This is a genomic window from Mucilaginibacter sp. P4_E8 (assembly GCF_056401495.1).
In genome coordinates this window covers 1-17,741 of record NZ_JBFUJG010000107.1, presented here as the reverse complement: position 1 = coordinate 17,741, position 17,741 = coordinate 1, and the positions used below count along the sequence as shown (strand labels likewise).

General features: G+C 41.8%; 9 protein-coding genes and 1 pseudogene. 3 read left to right on the top strand and 7 right to left on the bottom strand.

All coding sequences use genetic code 11. From position 1 onward, the window contains the following. The first annotated feature begins 73 nt into the window (after positions 1-73). Positions 74-1,474, top strand: coding sequence for a M28 family metallopeptidase (locus AC1DRQ_RS24040; RefSeq protein ID WP_477427561.1), 1,401 nt, complete (start codon positions 74-76; stop codon positions 1,472-1,474). Positions 1,475-1,603: 129 nt separating this feature from the next. Further along, on the top strand, positions 1,604-2,644 hold the full coding sequence (locus AC1DRQ_RS24035; protein WP_477427559.1) for an acetamidase/formamidase family protein: 1,041 nt from the start codon (positions 1,604-1,606) through the stop codon (positions 2,642-2,644). 69 nt (positions 2,645-2,713) lie between these two features. Here the strand turns inward: AC1DRQ_RS24035 and AC1DRQ_RS24030 are convergent, their stop codons facing one another. The 7 genes from AC1DRQ_RS24030 to AC1DRQ_RS24000 all read right to left on the bottom strand — a co-directional run bounded on the left by AC1DRQ_RS24030 (position 2,714) and on the right by AC1DRQ_RS24000 (position 16,596). Continuing rightward, positions 2,714-3,091, bottom strand: a complete 378-nt coding sequence (locus tag AC1DRQ_RS24030; RefSeq protein WP_477427557.1) for a MarR family winged helix-turn-helix transcriptional regulator — start codon at positions 3,089-3,091, stop codon at positions 2,714-2,716. Positions 3,092-3,168: 77 nt separating this feature from the next. Next, positions 3,169-6,471 (bottom strand): efflux RND transporter permease subunit, encoded by a 3,303-nt coding sequence (locus AC1DRQ_RS24025; protein WP_477427555.1) that lies wholly within the window; start codon positions 6,469-6,471, stop codon positions 3,169-3,171. Then, positions 6,468-9,728 carry an efflux RND transporter permease subunit gene (locus tag AC1DRQ_RS24020; RefSeq protein ID WP_477427553.1) on the bottom strand — a complete coding sequence of 1,087 codons (3,261 nt, stop codon included), beginning with the start codon at positions 9,726-9,728 and terminating at the stop codon, positions 6,468-6,470. The genes AC1DRQ_RS24025 and AC1DRQ_RS24020 overlap by 4 nt, the downstream gene beginning before the upstream one ends. Positions 9,729-9,773: 45 nt before the next feature. Next, positions 9,774-10,955, bottom strand: a complete 1,182-nt coding sequence (locus AC1DRQ_RS24015) for an efflux RND transporter periplasmic adaptor subunit (RefSeq protein WP_477427551.1) — start codon at positions 10,953-10,955, stop codon at positions 9,774-9,776. 25 nt (positions 10,956-10,980) lie between these two features. Then, positions 10,981-12,426, bottom strand: a complete 1,446-nt coding sequence (locus AC1DRQ_RS24010) for a TolC family protein (RefSeq protein WP_477427549.1) — start codon at positions 12,424-12,426, stop codon at positions 10,981-10,983. A gap of 354 nt (positions 12,427-12,780) precedes the next feature. After that, positions 12,781-14,745, bottom strand: coding sequence for a c-type cytochrome (locus AC1DRQ_RS24005; protein WP_477427547.1), 1,965 nt, complete (start codon positions 14,743-14,745; stop codon positions 12,781-12,783). A 12-nt stretch (positions 14,746-14,757) separates the two neighbouring features. Further along, a complete protein-coding gene (locus AC1DRQ_RS24000) occupies positions 14,758-16,596 on the bottom strand; it encodes a 3-keto-alpha-glucoside-1,2-lyase-like domain-containing protein (RefSeq protein ID WP_477427545.1) in 1,839 nt (612 codons plus the stop codon). Between the two features lie 690 nt (positions 16,597-17,286). Between AC1DRQ_RS24000 and AC1DRQ_RS23995 the strand changes: the two are divergent. Then, positions 17,287-17,741 (top strand): annotated as a pseudogene (locus AC1DRQ_RS23995) (hypothetical protein); the annotation flags it as partial.

Here is a 17,741-nt window from a genome sequence, read left to right as displayed (position 1 = left end):
CATTTTAGATAGCTTATTGCTTAAGCAGTGGCTATCTTTTTTTAATAATTATATTTAGCCTATAAAATACATCATGAGAAAATTAATATTGCTTTTAATAACATTAAGCAGTTGTACTTACGCTTTTGCGCAATCACCGGTCATTATTCAAAAAGACGCGCAAATTGAGAAAATGGTAAGTGAGGTATCTGCCGATTCATTACACGCTAATATTATTAAACTGGTAAGCTTTGGCACACGCAATACATTAAGCGCTACTACTAACCCAAAAAGAGGGATTGGTGCAGCCCGTAATTGGATCCTGAGCAGATTTAACGCTTTCGCAAAATCATCAGGCGGCAGGTTAACTGCCAAGCTGGATACCAATAACTATCACCCCGATGGTAAAAGAATTGATGTGCCGGTTGTATTAACCAATGTAGTGGCTACCCTGAAAGGTACAGATCCGAACGATCATCGCATATTTGTAATAAGCGGTCACATGGATAATATGCGCACCAACGTGATGGACAGGGAGGGCGACTCGCCTGGCGCTAATGACGATGGCAGCGGATCAGCAGCTGTTTTAGAATGCGCAAGGATCATGAGTAAGCAAACATTCCCGGCCACTATTATATTTGTTACCGTTTGCGGCGAAGAACAAGGCTTGCTGGGTTCTGGCTTTATGGCTGCAAATGCCAAAAAGAACAACTGGGATATTGAGGCCGTTTTAAATAATGATATCATAGGCAGCAATAACAGCAACGAAACCAACATCATTGAGAACACAAAGATCAGGGTATTTAGCGAAGGTTTACCAACTTTTGAACTTGATGATAAAAAAGCGGCAGCCATACGTTTTATGGGGTTAGAAAACGATGGAGCTTCCCGGCAGTTAGCACGTTACGTTAAAGAAACAGGTGAGCGTTATGTTGATAACCTGGAGGTATTTATGGTTTACCGGCCTGATCGATTTGGGCGCGGGGGCGATCACGGGCCTTATCAGCAAAATGGATACGCCGCCGTACGTTTAACCGAAATGAATGAGAACTTTTATCACCAGCACCAAAATGTGCGTACAGAAAATGGAATAAGCTATGGAGATTTACCGGAGTATATGGATTTTGAGTACTTACGTAAAAATACAGCCCTGAACTTATCTAATCTGGCTAATTTGGCAAAAGCACCATCCATGCCTCAAACCGTTTCTTTGGTTATGGAAGGTCTGGGCAACTCAACCAGTATAAACTGGAAGGCCCCTGCTACTGGAAGGGTAAAAGGCTATTATGTTATGATGAGGGAAACAACAAGCCCGGTATGGCAAAAAAAGTTTTTTACAACAGCTAACGAGATAAAGTTACCTTACTCTAAGGATAATTATTTTTTTGCTGTGCAATCTGTTAGTGATGGCGGCAACGAAAGCTTACCTGTGGTTCCTTCCGTATTAAGAAGACCACGCCCGGTAGCGGCCGCTACGAATCAAAAGAGCAATTAACGTTAAAACGTTATCGGTTTGCAGCTTTAACATATTCCTTAGCCGGCGCCCACATGGCACGTATACAGGAAACCAGCATATTAGTAAAGTACAGGCATAAAATTTACCTCGTTAATTATAAGTTACATCATGCTTTTTACACATCAGTTCAAATTATTTGCGGGGCTTGTTTGCATCGCATTCTCGTTTTCTGCAGTGGCACAGGAAAAAGGATCCGCTTCTAACCCGCATGTATTAAATGCCTCTCCCACTACGGTGGTATGGGGCAGTTACTGGTCAGAGATGCCCCCGGTACTCCACATTCGGTCAGGCGATTACGTGAAGGTACACACCCTGCTTACCTCCAACCCTGAAAGGCTGGAAGCAGCAGGTCTTCCTCCAGATCAGGTTGAAAAAGAATTGCGTGATGTGCAAACCGTTAAAGACCGTGGTCCCGGTGGTCATGTGCTCACAGGCCCTATTTACATTGAGGGCGCCGAACCGGGCGATGTGCTGGAGGTACGCTTTCATTCTATTGAACTGGCTATACCTTACGGATACAATGCCATTGGTCAAAACGGTTTTTTATCTGATGAAATTTTTGACCGGAAAATGAAGCTGATTACCCTTGATAAGAAAAAAATGATCGGACATTTTGCCGATGGCATTGATATTCCATTACATCCATTTTTTGGAAGCGTTGGCGTAGCACCCCCCAAAGAAGCAGGCCGCTGGAACAGTGCTCCGCCTTGGATTCATGGCGGCAATCTCGACAATAAAGAACTTGTAGCAGGCTCATCACTTTTTATTCCTGTACATGTAAAAGGCGCGCTTTTTGAAATAGGTGATGGTCATGCCGCCCAGGGTAATGGAGAAGTAGACATTACTGCTATTGAAACCTCACTGATAGGCAATCTGGAATTTATTGTACACAAGGGCCAAACGCTGCACTGGCCGAGAGCTGAAACCGCAACACATGTTATTACAATGGGATGTGACAGGGACTTAAACGCTGCCACTCATATTGCTTTACGCGAAATGATCAGCTATCTGATGGAAGAAAAGAAGCTATCACAAGCAGATGCTTATATGCTTTGCAGTGTGGCAGTAGATATGGATATTACACAACTGGTTGACGGTAATGTTGGTGTACATGCCATGCTACCGAAAGCTATCTTCACAAAGAAGTGATGAATTATAGCCGGCTGCCTGCCTGTAAATTTGAACAGCATAGGTGGCCGGCTTGCTTACAAATCGCGGTTAGTTTTTAACTCCTATTCTTACCAGGTTTTGCTGGATCATTTGAGATACTTCAAAAAAGGTGCTTAACTTTTGCTGTTCTATGCCAGCCTCTGCCAGCTGATTGATCTTTTGAATGGTTACCTCAATATGCGGTATGGAAATTAAAGCCGACGGGGAAAGAGAAACATAATGTTGTCTCCTGTCATTGGGATTTATTTTTATTTGCACAAGTCCGCGCTTTTCAAGATCAAAAACAATTACCGCCGTGCGCGATTTATCAATCTGTAATAACTCTGTCAGTTTATTTTGCGTCACCGGTGTTTCCTGGGTAGCCAATACCATCAATACTTCAAAGTGATGATCCAGTTTAAAAACGGACAGTTCCTTTGAAAGCATTTTATTATATAAATAATTGATCCTTCTTAATCTATGTGATATTAATTGAACACTTTCCATAAACTTTAATTTTAATATTACTGCTTTTTATCCTCTTTATCTTTACCCTTTTCATGTTCATCCCGCGATGCTTTATTCTCGGCATGAGCCAGCATGATATCATATTCCAGTTCGGGATCAATATTTTGCTCCTCAACTCTTTTGGCTTTTTCCATCAACTCTTCATGGTGTTCCTGTAGCCAGGCTAATTGCTTTTTACCGTAGGAGAAACGGGTAAACAAAACAAAAAGAACCGGCACTATGAATATAGATATGGTTGAGGAAGCTATCATTCCCCCTAAAACGGTTACACCTATAGTGTTCCTTGAAGCAGCCCCTGCCCCTGTTGCCAGTGCAAGCGGCAGCACGCCCAGGATAAAAGCCAATGAGGTCATAATAATTGGCCTTAAACGCAATCTTACCGCTTCAAGTGTTGACTTGATCAGCTCTTCACCCCGGTCAACCCTGATCTTGGCAAATTCAACTATAAGGATGGCATTTTTGGCAGATAAGCCGATCAACGTGATCAGCCCTATCTGCGCATATACATTATTGGTAAGTTGCGGAACGCTTGTAAGGGCAACTATGGCCCCAAAGGCACTGATAGGTACTGCCAGCATTACAGAAAACGGCACCGACCAGCTTTCGTACAATGCGGCCAAAAAAAGAAACACGAAAACTATACAGAACAGGAATATATATATAGTAATTGACCCTGCTTTTATTTCCTCATAACTCAGTCCCGAAAATTCATAAGTATAACCACGCGGCAATACTTTTGCAGCCAATGCTTTTAAAGCATCCAATGACTGACCGCTACTATAGCCTTCGGGTATGGCACCATCAACCTCTGCCGAACGGAATATATTAAAATGCGAAATAAGCGGGGCGGCAACCGTAGGTTTGTAGTTAATAATACTACCCAGCGGCACCATATTACCTGCCTGGTTTCGCACATAATACTTATTCATATTGGTTATCAGCGCCCTATAAGCAGTATCAGCCTGAATAACTACGTGATATGTACGGTTATATAAAGTAAAGTTATTTACAAACAGGCTACCCATATAGGCCTGCATGGTTGAAAACACATCAGAGATATTTACCCCAAGTTTTTGGCATTTCTCCCTATCAACAGTAAGCTCAAAACTTGGTGTATGTGCCGAAAAATAACTGAAGGATGTGGATATAGCGGGTATTTTTTTTGCTTCGGCCACAAATTTCTGAACCGTTTTTTCAAACGCATGCACATCGTCTGTAGAGCTACCTACCTCAATTTGCATACTAAAACCGGCAGCCAGACCAATACCTCTGATTGGCGGCGGCTGGATTACCACCACATTAGCATTTTTTATTCCAGCTTTGGCAATTCGTTTTTTTATGGCTGTGGTTATACCAGCCACCTGTGTTTCTGGTGTGGTACGGTCATCCCACGGCGTTAGCATACAAAACATGGAACCATTATTTGAATTTGCTCCGCCGTTTAAAATATTAAAACCTGATATAGCCGTATAATGCAGTATTCCCGGAGTGGAACCTACTATCTTCATCAACTTTTCCATAACGTTAACCGATTGTGTTGTTGATGAAGCTTCGGGTAATTGGTAGGTTACAAAAAGGCGTCCGCCATCCTCAGACGGAACAAAGCCCGATGGTTTGGATTTAAATAAAAGGATGGTCCCTACACAAATACACACCAGTATAATTACTATGAACTTAGCATTCTTTATACTTCTTTTTACGCCATTGGAGTATTTAAAAGTAACCCGGTCAAACCAACCGTTAAAACGATAAAAAAACTTATCCAGCCAGTTGGATGATTTTTTGTTTACGTGGCTTGGTCTTAAAAGCAATGTGCATAAAGCTGGAGTTAATGATAATGCAGTAAATGCCGATATGATTACAGAGATAGCAATGGTTATGGCAAACTGCTGATATAACCTTCCTACAATGCCGGGAATAAAACCAACCGGTACAAATACCGAAGCCAGAATAAGCGCGATGGCTACAACCGGTGCAGAAATTTCTTTCATGGCATGATAAGTAGCCTCCTTGGGCGACATTCCCTTTTCATCAATATAATGCTGCACCGCCTCAACCACAATAATGGCATCATCTACCACAATTCCTATGGCCAGCACAAAACCAAACATGGTAAGGGTATTTATGGTAAACCCTAAGGGGATGAAAAAACAAAAAGTGGATAAAAGGGAAACCGGAATAGCTAAAATAGGGATCAATGACGAGCGCCAATTTTGCAGAAATAGAAATACTACAATAGCAACCAGGCCCAGCGCTTTTAACAAAGTACCGATCACCTCTTGCATGGAAACCTTAATAATGGTTACTGATTCAAAAGGAACGGTGTAGTCAACATCAGCAGGGAACGATTTTTTAAGTTTAGCCAGTTCGGCATATACATTTTCGGCAGTTTGCAGCGCATTACTTCCCGGCGATTGGTAAACCTGTATGGTGGAGCACCTATTGCCATCGGCAAAAGCATTGCTTGAAAAGGTAAACTTACCTAACTCTATCCGCGCTACATCTTTTAAATAAACCAGTTGACCGGTTGATGGAATAGTTTTTACGATCACTTTTTCATACTCAGGTACCTTGTTGATCATGCCGTTCACCAGTATACCTATCTCGTGCGATTGCGATGATTTTTGAGGCGGCGCTCCTGCAGAACCTGCAGCCACATATACATTTTGGGCATCTAAAGCAGCTGTAACATCAGCAGGAGTTAAATGATACGATGCCATTTTTTCGGGGTTCATCCAAATGCGCATACTAAAATTATCAGTACGTGCACTTACATCACCTACTCCGGGCACACGCAATATGGCATCCTGTATAAACGTAGAGGTGTAATTATCAAGAAAAGTTATATTATGCGTTTTTTTTGGCGAATAAATAGCAATAAGCATCAACTGATCGGGATTACTTGCCCGTACCGTTAGTCCTAATTTGCTCACTACCGCGGGGAGTATCGGCTTTGCTATTCCTACCCGATTTTGCACATTGAGCGCGGCTATTTGTACATTGGTACCAATATTGAAAGTTATCCTCATACCAATACCACCACTATTGGTATTGGTACTTTGCATATACTCCATACCCGGTGTACCATTAACTTGTTCCTCTATAGGAATGGCTACAGTTTGCTCAACGGTTTCGGCATCGGCCCCTGTATATGACCCATTAACCGATACACTTGGAGGCGATATATTAGGATATTGATCTACCGATAAATTGAAAAGGCAAATAGTACCAGCAATCATTAAAACTATAGATATAACGATTGCAGTTACCGGCCTTTTTATAAATGTATTCGCAATCATATATGATCTGGTTTACTTAAATCGCGTGATTTTGCGATTTCGTATTCTAATTCAGGGTCAATATTTTGTGCCTCTACTTTTCTGGCTTTTTCCATCAACTCTTCATGATGCTCTTTTAGGTACTCCAAACGGGCCTTACCGTATGACAAGCGCGTAATTACTACGTATAGCACAGGGACAACAAATATGGCAATGGTGGAAGCCGCGAACATCCCTCCAAGAACGGTATAACCTATTGTTCTTCGGGATACGGCACCTGCACCTGTTGCTAAAACAAGCGGCAATACACCTAAAATAAACGCGAGCGATGTCATGATAATTGGACGTAAACGAAGGCTTACCGCATCTAACGTTGATTGTAAAAGATCTTCTCCCCTGTCTACACGTACTTTGGCAAACTCCACAATCAGGATAGCGTTTTTAGCCGCAAGCCCTATAAGTGTGATTAAACCTATTTGCGCGTAAACATTGTTTGTAAGATCGGGAACCAACAATAATGCTAATATGGCACCAAATGCCCCAATAGGCACCGCAAGTAATACTGAAAAAGGCACCGACCAGCTTTCATACAGCGCTGCCAGGAAAAGGAATACAAAAGTTATTGAGAATATGAAGATATATATAGTAGTTGAACCCGCTTTTTGTTCTTCATAACTTAAACCCGAAAACTCATAGGTATAACCCTCCGGCAGCTTTTCGGCTGCTAATTTTTGCAGTGCAGCTAATGCCTGGCTGCTGCTGTAACCAGGGGCATTGGATCCGTCAATTTCAGCAGTTCTGAAAATATTAAAATGTGATATCAACGGTGCGGCTTCTGTTGGCTTATTGCTGATCAGGGTTCCAAGCGGCACCATGGTACCCACCTGATTACGCACATAGTACTTATCCATATCAGATACATTTGTACGGAATGCAGTATCTGCCTGTACTACTACGTGAAATGTGCGGTTGTAGGTTGTAAAATCATTAATGTACAAACTACCCATATAGGCCTGTATAGTAGTGAATACATCGGCTATGTTAACGCCGAGTTTCTCGCATTTTTCACGGTCGACAGTTAAATTGACATTGGGGGTGTGCGCTGTAAAATAACTATTGGCCTTAGCTATCCCAGGCGTTTTGTTAGCCTCTGCTACAAAATCATTTACTACTTTTTCAAATGCATGCACATCATCTGTTGTACTGCGCTGTTCAATTTGCATGCTGAAACCCACAGTTGTACCTACACCAGGTAATGGTGACGGTTGAACCACCTGTACATTGGCATTGTTAATACCGGCATCAGCAATACGCTTTTTCAATACACCTATAATTCCGGGCACTTGTTCGCTTGATTTGGTGCGATCATCCCATGGGGCCAGCTGGCAATAAATGGTACCACTATTGGAGTTACTTGCATTGGTAACCACGTTAAGGCCCGATAGCGCTGCATAATGGGCAACACCGGGCGTTGTCCCAATTACATGCATCAGCTTTGACATGGCATCAACCGAAGCAGCAGTTGATGAGGCCGGAGGTAACTGGAAAGTAACATACAGGTTTCCATCATCTTCAGACGGTATAAACCCCGATGGTTTTCCCTGAAACATAAAGTAAGTACCTATACAAATACATAGTAACAGGATCAGTATGTATCTTGAACCCTGGATGCTCTTTTTTACACCATGAGTATATTTGGCCGTAACCCGGTCAAACCAGGCATTGAATTTATTAAACCATTTATTTAATCCTGTATTCTGTTTGCTTGGGTCTGTAGGTTTTAATAATAAAGTACAAAGCGCAGGAGTTAATGACAATGCTATAAATGCTGATATCATTACAGATATAGCTATAGTGATAGCAAACTGCTGGTATAAACGTCCCACTATACCCGGAATAAAACCAACCGGAACAAACACAGCTGCCAGAATGAGTGCGATAGCCACAACCGGCGCCGATATATCTTTCATGGCCTGATAGGTAGCTTCCTTGGGTGACATCTTATCATGGTCGATATAATGCTGTACCGCTTCTACAACAATAATGGCGTCATCTACCACAATACCGATGGCCAGCACAAAACCAAACATAGTTAGCGTATTAATGGTAAAGCCCAGGGGGATAAAAAAGCAGAATGTACCAAAAATAGATACCGGAATTGCAAGAACAGGTATCAACGTAGAACGCCAGTTTTGCAGGAAAAGGAACACCACTACCGCCACTAAACCCAATGTTTTTAACAACGTGCCAACAACATCCTGCATAGACACCTTCACAACCGTAACCGATTCAAATGGAACGCTGTATTCCACATCGGCAGGGAAGGTTTGTTTTAACTTTGCCAATGCATCATAAATCCCCTTAGCTGTTTCGAGTGCGTTGCTGCCAGGTGCCTGATAAATTTGCAGGTATGACGCCCTGTGACCATCAACAAAAGAGTTACTTGAGAAAGTAAATTTACCCAGCTCAACCCTCGCTACATCTTTCAGGTAAACCAGCTCTCCGGTTTTAGGAATAGTTTTAACAATAATATTTTCAAACTCAGATACTTTGCTCAACCTTCCGTTTACCAAAATGCCTAACTCATAGGTTTGACTGGACGACTGCGGAGGTACACCAGCCGTTCCGGCCGCAACCTGTACGTTTTGCGCATTAAGAGCAGCAATAACATCGGCAGGGGTTAAACTGTATGATGCCATTTTCTCCGGATTCATCCATATACGCATACTAAAATCATCAGTAAACCTATTAATAGTTCCTACACCTGGTACACGTGATAAAGCATCCTGAATAAAAATATTGGTATAGTTATCCAAAAAAGTAACATTATGCGTGTTTTTGGGTGCATATATGGCAACCATCATCAGCATACTTGGATTTACCGCTCTAACGGTTAACCCCAAACGGCTTACCACTGCCGGCAACAAGGGGGTGGCAATACTCACCCGATTTTGCACATCAAGCGCGGCAACATCAATATCGGTACCAATTTTAAAGGTTACATTCATTGACATCAGCCCGTTATTGGTACTGTTACTTTGCATGTATTCCATGCCGGGGGTACCATTTACCTGCTCTTCAATAGGCGTGGCTACTGTTTGTTCAACCGTTTGCGCATCAGCTCCTGTAAACTGGCCGTTTACCTGTACAATTGGCGGGGTAATATCAGGGTATTGATCTATCGGCAAAAGCAGGATACATACTGTACCGGTAATTACCAGTACAATAGATATAACTATAGCCGTTATGGGTCTTTTAATGAAGGTATTAGCTATCATATATAATCATTCATCTTAACACAGAAGCGCCTGTGTAATCATTTATTATCCGCGGCCGCCTTTACCACCTGCTGATGGACCCACTTTGTTTGCTGTAGTAATTTGTGAACCATCATGAAGCAGCTGTACACCATCGGTCACTATCCTGTCGCCAGGGTTTACACCACTTTTTATAATTACGTTTGGCCCTATCGTTTGTCCAACCTGTACCTTTTTTTGAAATGCCAGCATCTTATGTTTTATTCTTCCGGTATCTGTTTGTGCTTTGGGGTTATTGATCACGCTATCTTTCGCAACAAATACAAAATATTCGCCCATTTGCTCCACAACCGCTTTATTTGGCAATACCATTTGAGGTGTGGTTTCTTCATTGTGCACCCTTACCACACAACTCATCCCTACTCTTAAATTGTTTTTAGGATTCGGAAATACAAGCCGTATCCTGATGGCCCCTGTTTGCGAATCAACAGCGCGGTCAATCACCGAGATCTTTCCGGTGTAAGGGTATAATGTATTATCAGGCAGTAAAATGGTGAATAACGAATCGGTAACCGGTTTGCTGCTCTGAAGCTTTTCAAAATGAGATAATTGCTTTTCATTGATGATAAAATCAACCGCGATAGGATCATTGGTTGAAACAGTATTCAATACCGTTGAACCCGCAGTAACCACATCGCCCAGCTTTACCTGGCTAAATCCAATGGTTCCATCAAACGGAGCGGTAACAATAGCGTAGTTTAAATTAGTTTTTGCCGTTTTAACAGTTTCTTCGGCCGATTTAACAGCGCTTTTTGCATTTTGCAGCGTAATAATGGCATGGTCATACAGCTGCTTGGCAACCGCATTATATTTATTCAGATATTCATACCGGTCAGCATCTTGTTGGGCCTGTGCAAGGTTGCCCTCTGCTACCCTTTGATTAGCAACCGCAGCATCATAGTTGTCGCGGTAAATACGCTCATCTATCTCGTATAATTTCTGTCCTTTTTTAACATAGGTGCCTTCCGTAAAAAATATATTCGTAATTGCGCCCTGTATCTGCGGCAACAGGCTAACCTGGCTCAACGCCGCGGTTGTTGACGGATATTTGTCATAGTATAAAACGTTTCGCGTTTTTAACTTTACTAAACTAACAGGTACCTCAGGATTTGATGGCGGTTGCTTTTTTGTACAAGCCGTTACGGCCAGGCAACTAATTAAAACGGTACTTAAAATTACTCTATTCATAGAGGCATGTTTTTATTTGATATTATTAATAAGAAATACTTCCCATAGCTTTTTGCAGGTCTACTTTACTGGAAAGCACCTGGAACAATGCGTTTAAATAGCTTATTTCGGAAGTAATTAAGTTAGATTCGGCAGTAATTACATTTAGATAGGGAACTATGCCCTGTTTATATTGTAAAGTCACAACAAAATAAACCCGCCTGGCCATGGCTACATTTTTTTGCAGTAGCTGCAGGTTATAAAAATTGCCTTTGTAACTGGCTAAAGCTGTTGTATATTCTTTATTGATTTGTAGCTTTAGGTCTGCTTCATCCCACCCTATCAGCTGTTGCTGCAATTTGGCCTTTTGTAAATTATGCAATCTTGAAAAGCCTGTAAAAATGGGTATATTAAACGACAGGCCTATTAATGAGCTCGGGTAGGAGTTTGATAATAGGTTTGAAAATCTGTTATTTTCATAGGCCAGATTATAATTGTAAAACGCGGATACTGTTGGTAAAAACGAGGTCCTGTAATAATTTACAAACTGCCCTTGCAGGTCTTTATTTGTTTTAATTTGCTGAAACTCAATCCGCTTTTCATACTGTAACTGCTGTGTAGTATCTATATAGATACCTTTTATCATTTGTACGGTATCAAAGCTTACATTAAACTCTTTTTCGAGCGAAAAGCCCATTAGTTGCTTTAAAGCAGCATATTGCGGAACCACATTTTCATTTGCCTGTTTTAACTGGGCTCTGGAGTTATTTAAGGTGATGGCTGCCTGTTCATAATCTGTTTCGTCAACAATACCACCTTTATATTGGTGATAAGCATCTCTCAGGTTTTTCCCCAGGCGGGTGGTATCTTCTTTCAGGACATTAATTTGTTCGAGGGTGAGTAATACATTATAAAACGATTTACTTACTGTTGAAACCAGAAATATTTTAGTACTGTCTGTAACCAGTTGCGCTTGTTTCAAAAAAACAGGAGCACTTTTAGCGGCATATAACAAACTGGGGTTAAATAATGCCTGCGTAACCGATACACCCGGTATAAAAGTATTGGTGTATTGCCCTTTTGACGCGCCCGTGGAGGTTCCACCGGGTGTTACTGTGCCGCCGGTTGTAATAGCCGCCGAGCTATTGGAGGTTTGGATGTAATGGATCAGATCACCGGAGGCACTGGCCTGCGGGAGCCAGCCAGCCAAATTGATGGCATTGGTGGCTTTGGCAACTGATACATTGATCAATGCTTTATTTAATGCAGGTTGATGCTGCATAGCATAATCAATACATTGCTGAAGTGTTAAGAATTGACCAGAACTATCTTGCCCTGCACCATGCGGATTCAGGGGAATGATCAGGATATTCTTGCTGGTATCCGGCTGAACAACCGGTGGTAAATTGTTTGAGTGATTATTTTGAGCCCGGGCAAACACCGGTAAACAAAACAATGTAGAAATAAATAAAAAAACGCGACTCCTGTCCATACTAAAACATGTTCATCACCCTCCAAAAAAATGAAGATGATATTAGTTAAAAAACCAATAAATGATTCGGTTAATGTAGATGCCCGGATTCTAAAAAAGATCAAGAATTTCCGGTTGTGTCAGCAGGACGAGCGAAAGTGATAAAAACCTTTATTATTACATTATTATTCAGGTAACATTTTTGTTAGCGGTATAAACAGTAAGGTAACTGAACAATATTGTTACAAGTTTTTGCATAGTCAAACCTTCAGGAATGCACAATCAGATTCATTATAGAAAAAGTTACATAGTGCAGCTAAAAATTTAACTACCCTATGTAACTTTAATATTTGCCATTATAAATTTATAATATAATTATTTAGCAAGCGACCTGATCCAGAGTGCAATTTTGCGGGCTTCCTGCACAGGAACCTGTGGCATTGGCGGCATTGGGGTTGAATAGTCGGGCCAGTGTTCTGGTTTTGGATTACGGATCAGTTGTATCAGCTCGTTTACACTGTATTTACGCTTAGCCACATCAATATAAGCCGGGCCAACCTGGCGCTTATTCACGTTATGGCACGATAAACAGGTGTTTTTTGCCAGCAGCAGCTTAACTTCCTCAAATTTTGGAATTGCGTTATCTGCAACAGCTACTTTCGAAACAGAAGCCACTGTTTTGGCTGATGAACCTTTTTTAATATTAGCGGATTTAGTTACTTTTTTTGAATTAACTGTGCTTACCTCTGCCATCGACAATTTTTGGCCTTCGGGAATATTATTCAAAGTATAATAAGCTATAGGATGCACCAGGTTAAAATAGTTTTCTTTATCGCGGATGCCACTAAGTGTAATGGTATGTATATAATACCTGCGCAAATTATTGACGATCAACCTGGCTTTTAAACCATCTTCTGATACTTTAACACCTGTTATCGGGCATTTTGCAGTATTTACCGGCGGGCTTCCGTACACACCATGGTACTTATAGATATAACTTTCTACCGAATACGATGCGATATCCGCAGCTACTTTTTTGTCAACCGGTTTGGTAAACTCAATCTCAAACCCATCGGGCATGGCACGTATGGCCCTCATTTCAAACGGAACTTTGTTATTCCACACCAGGCGTTGTAAGCCCATGGTCGCTTCGCCGGCAGATCCCCATCCACGATTGGTTTCCCCTGTTGCCAGCGAACCATCAGGTAGCCAGGCCAAACGTACAATTCCCGACTGAAAACCGCTTCTGAAAGCCCAGGCAGCACCCTGGTATTCGCCGTTAACCTTCTCTAAAAAAATACGGTCGACCATACTTTGGCCCTGGTCGCACACCAATAACTGGCCTGCAAACGGCCCGAAAGCCCCTTCAGGTATTTTCACAATTTCGGAGTTGGATATACCCAATATGCCATGCGGCAACCAAACAGCGGGTAATTGCAGTTCGGGAATTTCCTTTTTAGCTTCAAATTCAGTTTTAAACTTTTCATTCRCCACATCCTGTGGTTTTACAGGCTGCCCGGCCTTATCAAACTCCAGCCGCGGATTGTTTTTCGCAAAAAACTGTTCGGCTGTAAGCTTTAATGGCGAGTTTGGCAAATTCGTCCACACCAGGCTTGACGGATGGCCCATAAAGGCACCCTTTTTAACCTGCATGATACTGCCTGAACCAACCCAGTCACCCTGGTTATCGCTGTACCAGAGTTCACCATCAATCATACTGATACCACAGGGCGACCGCATACCTGCCGCCCAGGGGGTAACGGTGCCATCTTCTTTAATATTCAACGTCCATCCTCTCCAGGGCACAAAACTTTTAGGGTGCCACCAATCCGGCGGAAAGCCGAGGTTTAACGTAACAAAAAAGGAGCCATCGGGGGCTATTTTAGGCCCAAAGCTGTATTCATGGTAATTACCGGATAATGGCCATGCATAAATGGTTTCAAAAACATCGGCCTTGCCATCCATATTGGTATCAACCAGTTTGGTGAGCTCGCCGCGTTGCACAACATATAAGGCGCCGTCCTTATAGGCAGCTCCCAACACCTCATGAAGTCCCGACGCGAACTTGCGAAAATAAGGATGCTGACTGGTTGGGTTCTCCACTATAAAAATATCGCCACGACGCGTTGTTACGGCAAGACTACCGTTTGGTAAGGTACACAAACCGCCCACCTCCAGTATAGTACCTTCGGGAGCAGGTATCTTCATGATCTTAAAATAATCATCCTCTTTTGCTGATTCGGCCTGAGCATAAATTTTTTGACTGCCCGCTAACAGGATAGCAACGCTTAGTATAATTAACGAAAACCTGTTTATCATTTGTTTTAATGTATAATTCATGACTAAGGCGGCTTAAAAAATGATAGAATAGGTTAATTTCTTTTGGATCGGGATAATCAATTCCTGCCTGCCGCCTACGTTACGGATCAGCGGTTTTGCATCGCCGGCATCATCTATCCGGATATAATAGGATTTATTATCAACTGTGTACAACCCATTTTTAAGCAGCTCAATGGTATTACCATCGGCCAGGTGCATAAATAAGTTATCCGCGGGGTTCTGCACCGTTACTTCCCGATGAATCCCCTGCCCTTCTKGTAAAACCGTACTGGCATCATTAACCAACGAACCATAGATCATGTATCGGAAAGCCGGTCTGTCGTTTCCATCTAAAATATATCCTTTCGGTTTATAACCCGTACCAACGGTATCAGCAGCCCAGCCGGCTTGCGTATTGGTTAGCTTTTCAATGGCAGGACCAGGTTTACCCAAATATTGCACTGACCCTGCGGGAAGCGATGAGCCATCGCCCCTTTCATGCCACATGGGTGTGGCATCCAAAAAACCGCCGCGCCAAACCTGCACTATCATTCCTTTATCCAGATCATAGGTATAATGTACCTGTTCCGTACTACCTACATTTACGCCATGTGTTACCCTGATACCACCAGGCAAATCAGTAAAACTCCGCAGAATGGTATTGGCAGTAGCATTAATCAGAATGGGGTCAATCGGATCGTTTGAACTTACATTGGCATCGGTCAGCAAATACTCGCGAATACCCGGTCCGGCAACTATAAGCCCTAAAGCCGGTTTAGCCCAGTCGACAGTTTTGGCATAAAAAAGGTCAACTGGCAGTTCGCCAGGTTGCAGGCTTATTTTGCCAGTACCTTTGTTTTCGGCTATGGGTATCACCGTTTTCTGGCTAATACGCAGAGCACCCTTACCGCCGGGAACACTCAGTTTAAATGTATATTCACCGGCTTCTGTTATTTTGATAGTGCCGGTATAGTGCATTAAAAAATCATTCGTTAATTTCCCCTGATTTGATGACAATATCGACGCATTGCCTTCTGTAACGGGTTTTAAGTTCTTATAATCAGGTTCAGCAGCAAAACTGCCTTCATATATGCTGTATTTTAAATTAGATAAGGTGGGGTTCGGTTTATCAAAACTGGTAATGCTGATATTTTTAAAGGCCACTGCGCCATGATCGCCCTGCAGGCGTAAAGGGCCCGATACGTCTTCCTTATTGTCAAAAGCCCCACGGGTTGGCCCGGCCAGCTCCACATTATCCTGGATTAAAACCCCATTTAACCATAGGTACAATATTTTTGCATTGCTTGTCTTTTGTCCCTTATTATCAAAACGCGGCGCCTGGAACGAGATCCTGATGTGTTGCCATAATCCCGGCGCACGGCTGGCATTTTGTCTTGGTGCATGACCGTCATAACCTTTTTGCCCATCGGGTTTACTTTCGTCCCAGCGTTCATAAATACCACCATTATCTCCTGATTTTGGGTTTACAGTTCCCCAACTATCCAACAACTGAATTTCATAACGGCCTTGTAAATAGATGCCCGAGTTTGATCCTTTAGCCATCATATAATCAAGCTCAAGGTCAGCATCACCATAAACAGATTTGGTGTACAGATCCTTTGCCCCTTTCTTATCGGGCAGATTTACTAAGATCCCTGTGCCATCTGAAGTGCTTAATACCTCATCCTGTAGCAGGTCGGCCTGTACATTAGCTGCAAGTTTCCAGTTGGGTGATGGATCCTGAAAAAAAGAAAGATCATTTAGCGGCACGGTGGTTTGTGCCATAAGTGCCGGGCACCACATAAGGCAAGCTATCAGCGTTAAAAAGCTTTTACTGCTAAAGTTTACAGCGGGATACTTAAAAAGATACATTTGATTAGGTTATAATTTGGTTTATCAGATCAAGGGCAGCTACTTCATGTTACAGCATTTAACATAAGTAATCCCTTAATACGACGCAAAATAGCAAATTACTCAATCGATTGCATAAATTCATTTAAAAAAAGTAAAACGCCGGGCTAATTACTTCCGCAAACTCTATGAACGGCTGTTTGGCTGGGAAACCGAAGCACTACCTATCGGTTTGCTATTAACTAAAAAATTATGTATCAATCCTTCAAATCATTCAAAAATGGTTCGGGGTCCTTCCCTCTATAGATTTCTCCCGGCCTTATATTTTCATTTTGGGGCTGGAAGTAATATACCTGTGAAATAAAAATATAGTATGGGTTATAAAGGTTAACATTTTCTTAATTGTTGATTGTTACACCCTTTTTAATTTGGGAAAACTTTCAAAGTATTAACAAATTACTTTCATATAGTTTTTTTTTATTAAAAATAATTACATTAGAATTTTATAAACTTTAATTAATAATCATTTTATTTCAAAAACTAAAAGGTGTGAAAATGCTATGGCAGGATTATATCAAGAATACTGAGTTGCTTTCATGCTAAATTAATACTGATAGAGATTTTGCCAGTCAACAATTATTAGCGTGTTTTTAATAAACAGACGGGCAAATTGCAACCTGAATAAAAAAGCCACCAATCAAACCAATCAATATGAAAAAACCAAACCTAAACCAAAACAGCATTAAAGAAGTGCTGTTTAAAAATCATGCTCCCCGTTACCATATACCCGGTATATTGGAGAAAACATTTTTTTTCTTAGCAGTTATTTTATGTTTCGCAGCATGCAAGAAGACAGAATTAAGAAAAGCAATTGAACCCGCAACTCCAACTTCCTCTTCTTCCCCGTTACGCACATCAGCATTAACAAGTACCGATCAGATCAAAGTAATGTCGTTTAATGTCAGGGGTAATAGTGCTTCGGACCCGCAAACCATGGAGCAACGGCAAGGCAATATCCGTCAAATAATTGTAGACAATACGCCGGATGTTTTTGGGTTACAAGAGTTTTCTGAAAATAATTTTGAAAACTGGTTTATGCCTCAAATGGCTACGTTAGGTTATAGCGTATATTTTAATGAATCAGCAGGGCTGGGATCTCCCTTAGT

What these genes read in the sequence shown, in the direction of transcription:
- AC1DRQ_RS24040 (WP_477427561.1), top strand. Translation starts at nt 74, where the DNA reads ATGAGAAAATTAATATTGCTTTTAATAACATTAAGCAGTTGTACTTAC.
- AC1DRQ_RS24035 (WP_477427559.1), top strand. Translation starts at nt 1,604, where the DNA reads ATGCTTTTTACACATCAGTTCAAATTATTTGCGGGGCTTGTTTGCATC.
- AC1DRQ_RS24030 (WP_477427557.1), bottom strand. Translation starts at nt 3,091, where the DNA reads ATGCTTTCAAAGGAACTGTCCGTTTTTAAACTGGATCATCACTTTGAA.
- AC1DRQ_RS24025 (WP_477427555.1), bottom strand. Translation starts at nt 6,471, where the DNA reads ATGATTGCGAATACATTTATAAAAAGGCCGGTAACTGCAATCGTTATA.
- AC1DRQ_RS24020 (WP_477427553.1), bottom strand. Translation starts at nt 9,728, where the DNA reads ATGATAGCTAATACCTTCATTAAAAGACCCATAACGGCTATAGTTATA.
- AC1DRQ_RS24015 (WP_477427551.1), bottom strand. Translation starts at nt 10,955, where the DNA reads ATGAATAGAGTAATTTTAAGTACCGTTTTAATTAGTTGCCTGGCCGTA.
- AC1DRQ_RS24010 (WP_477427549.1), bottom strand. Translation starts at nt 12,426, where the DNA reads ATGGACAGGAGTCGCGTTTTTTTATTTATTTCTACATTGTTTTGTTTA.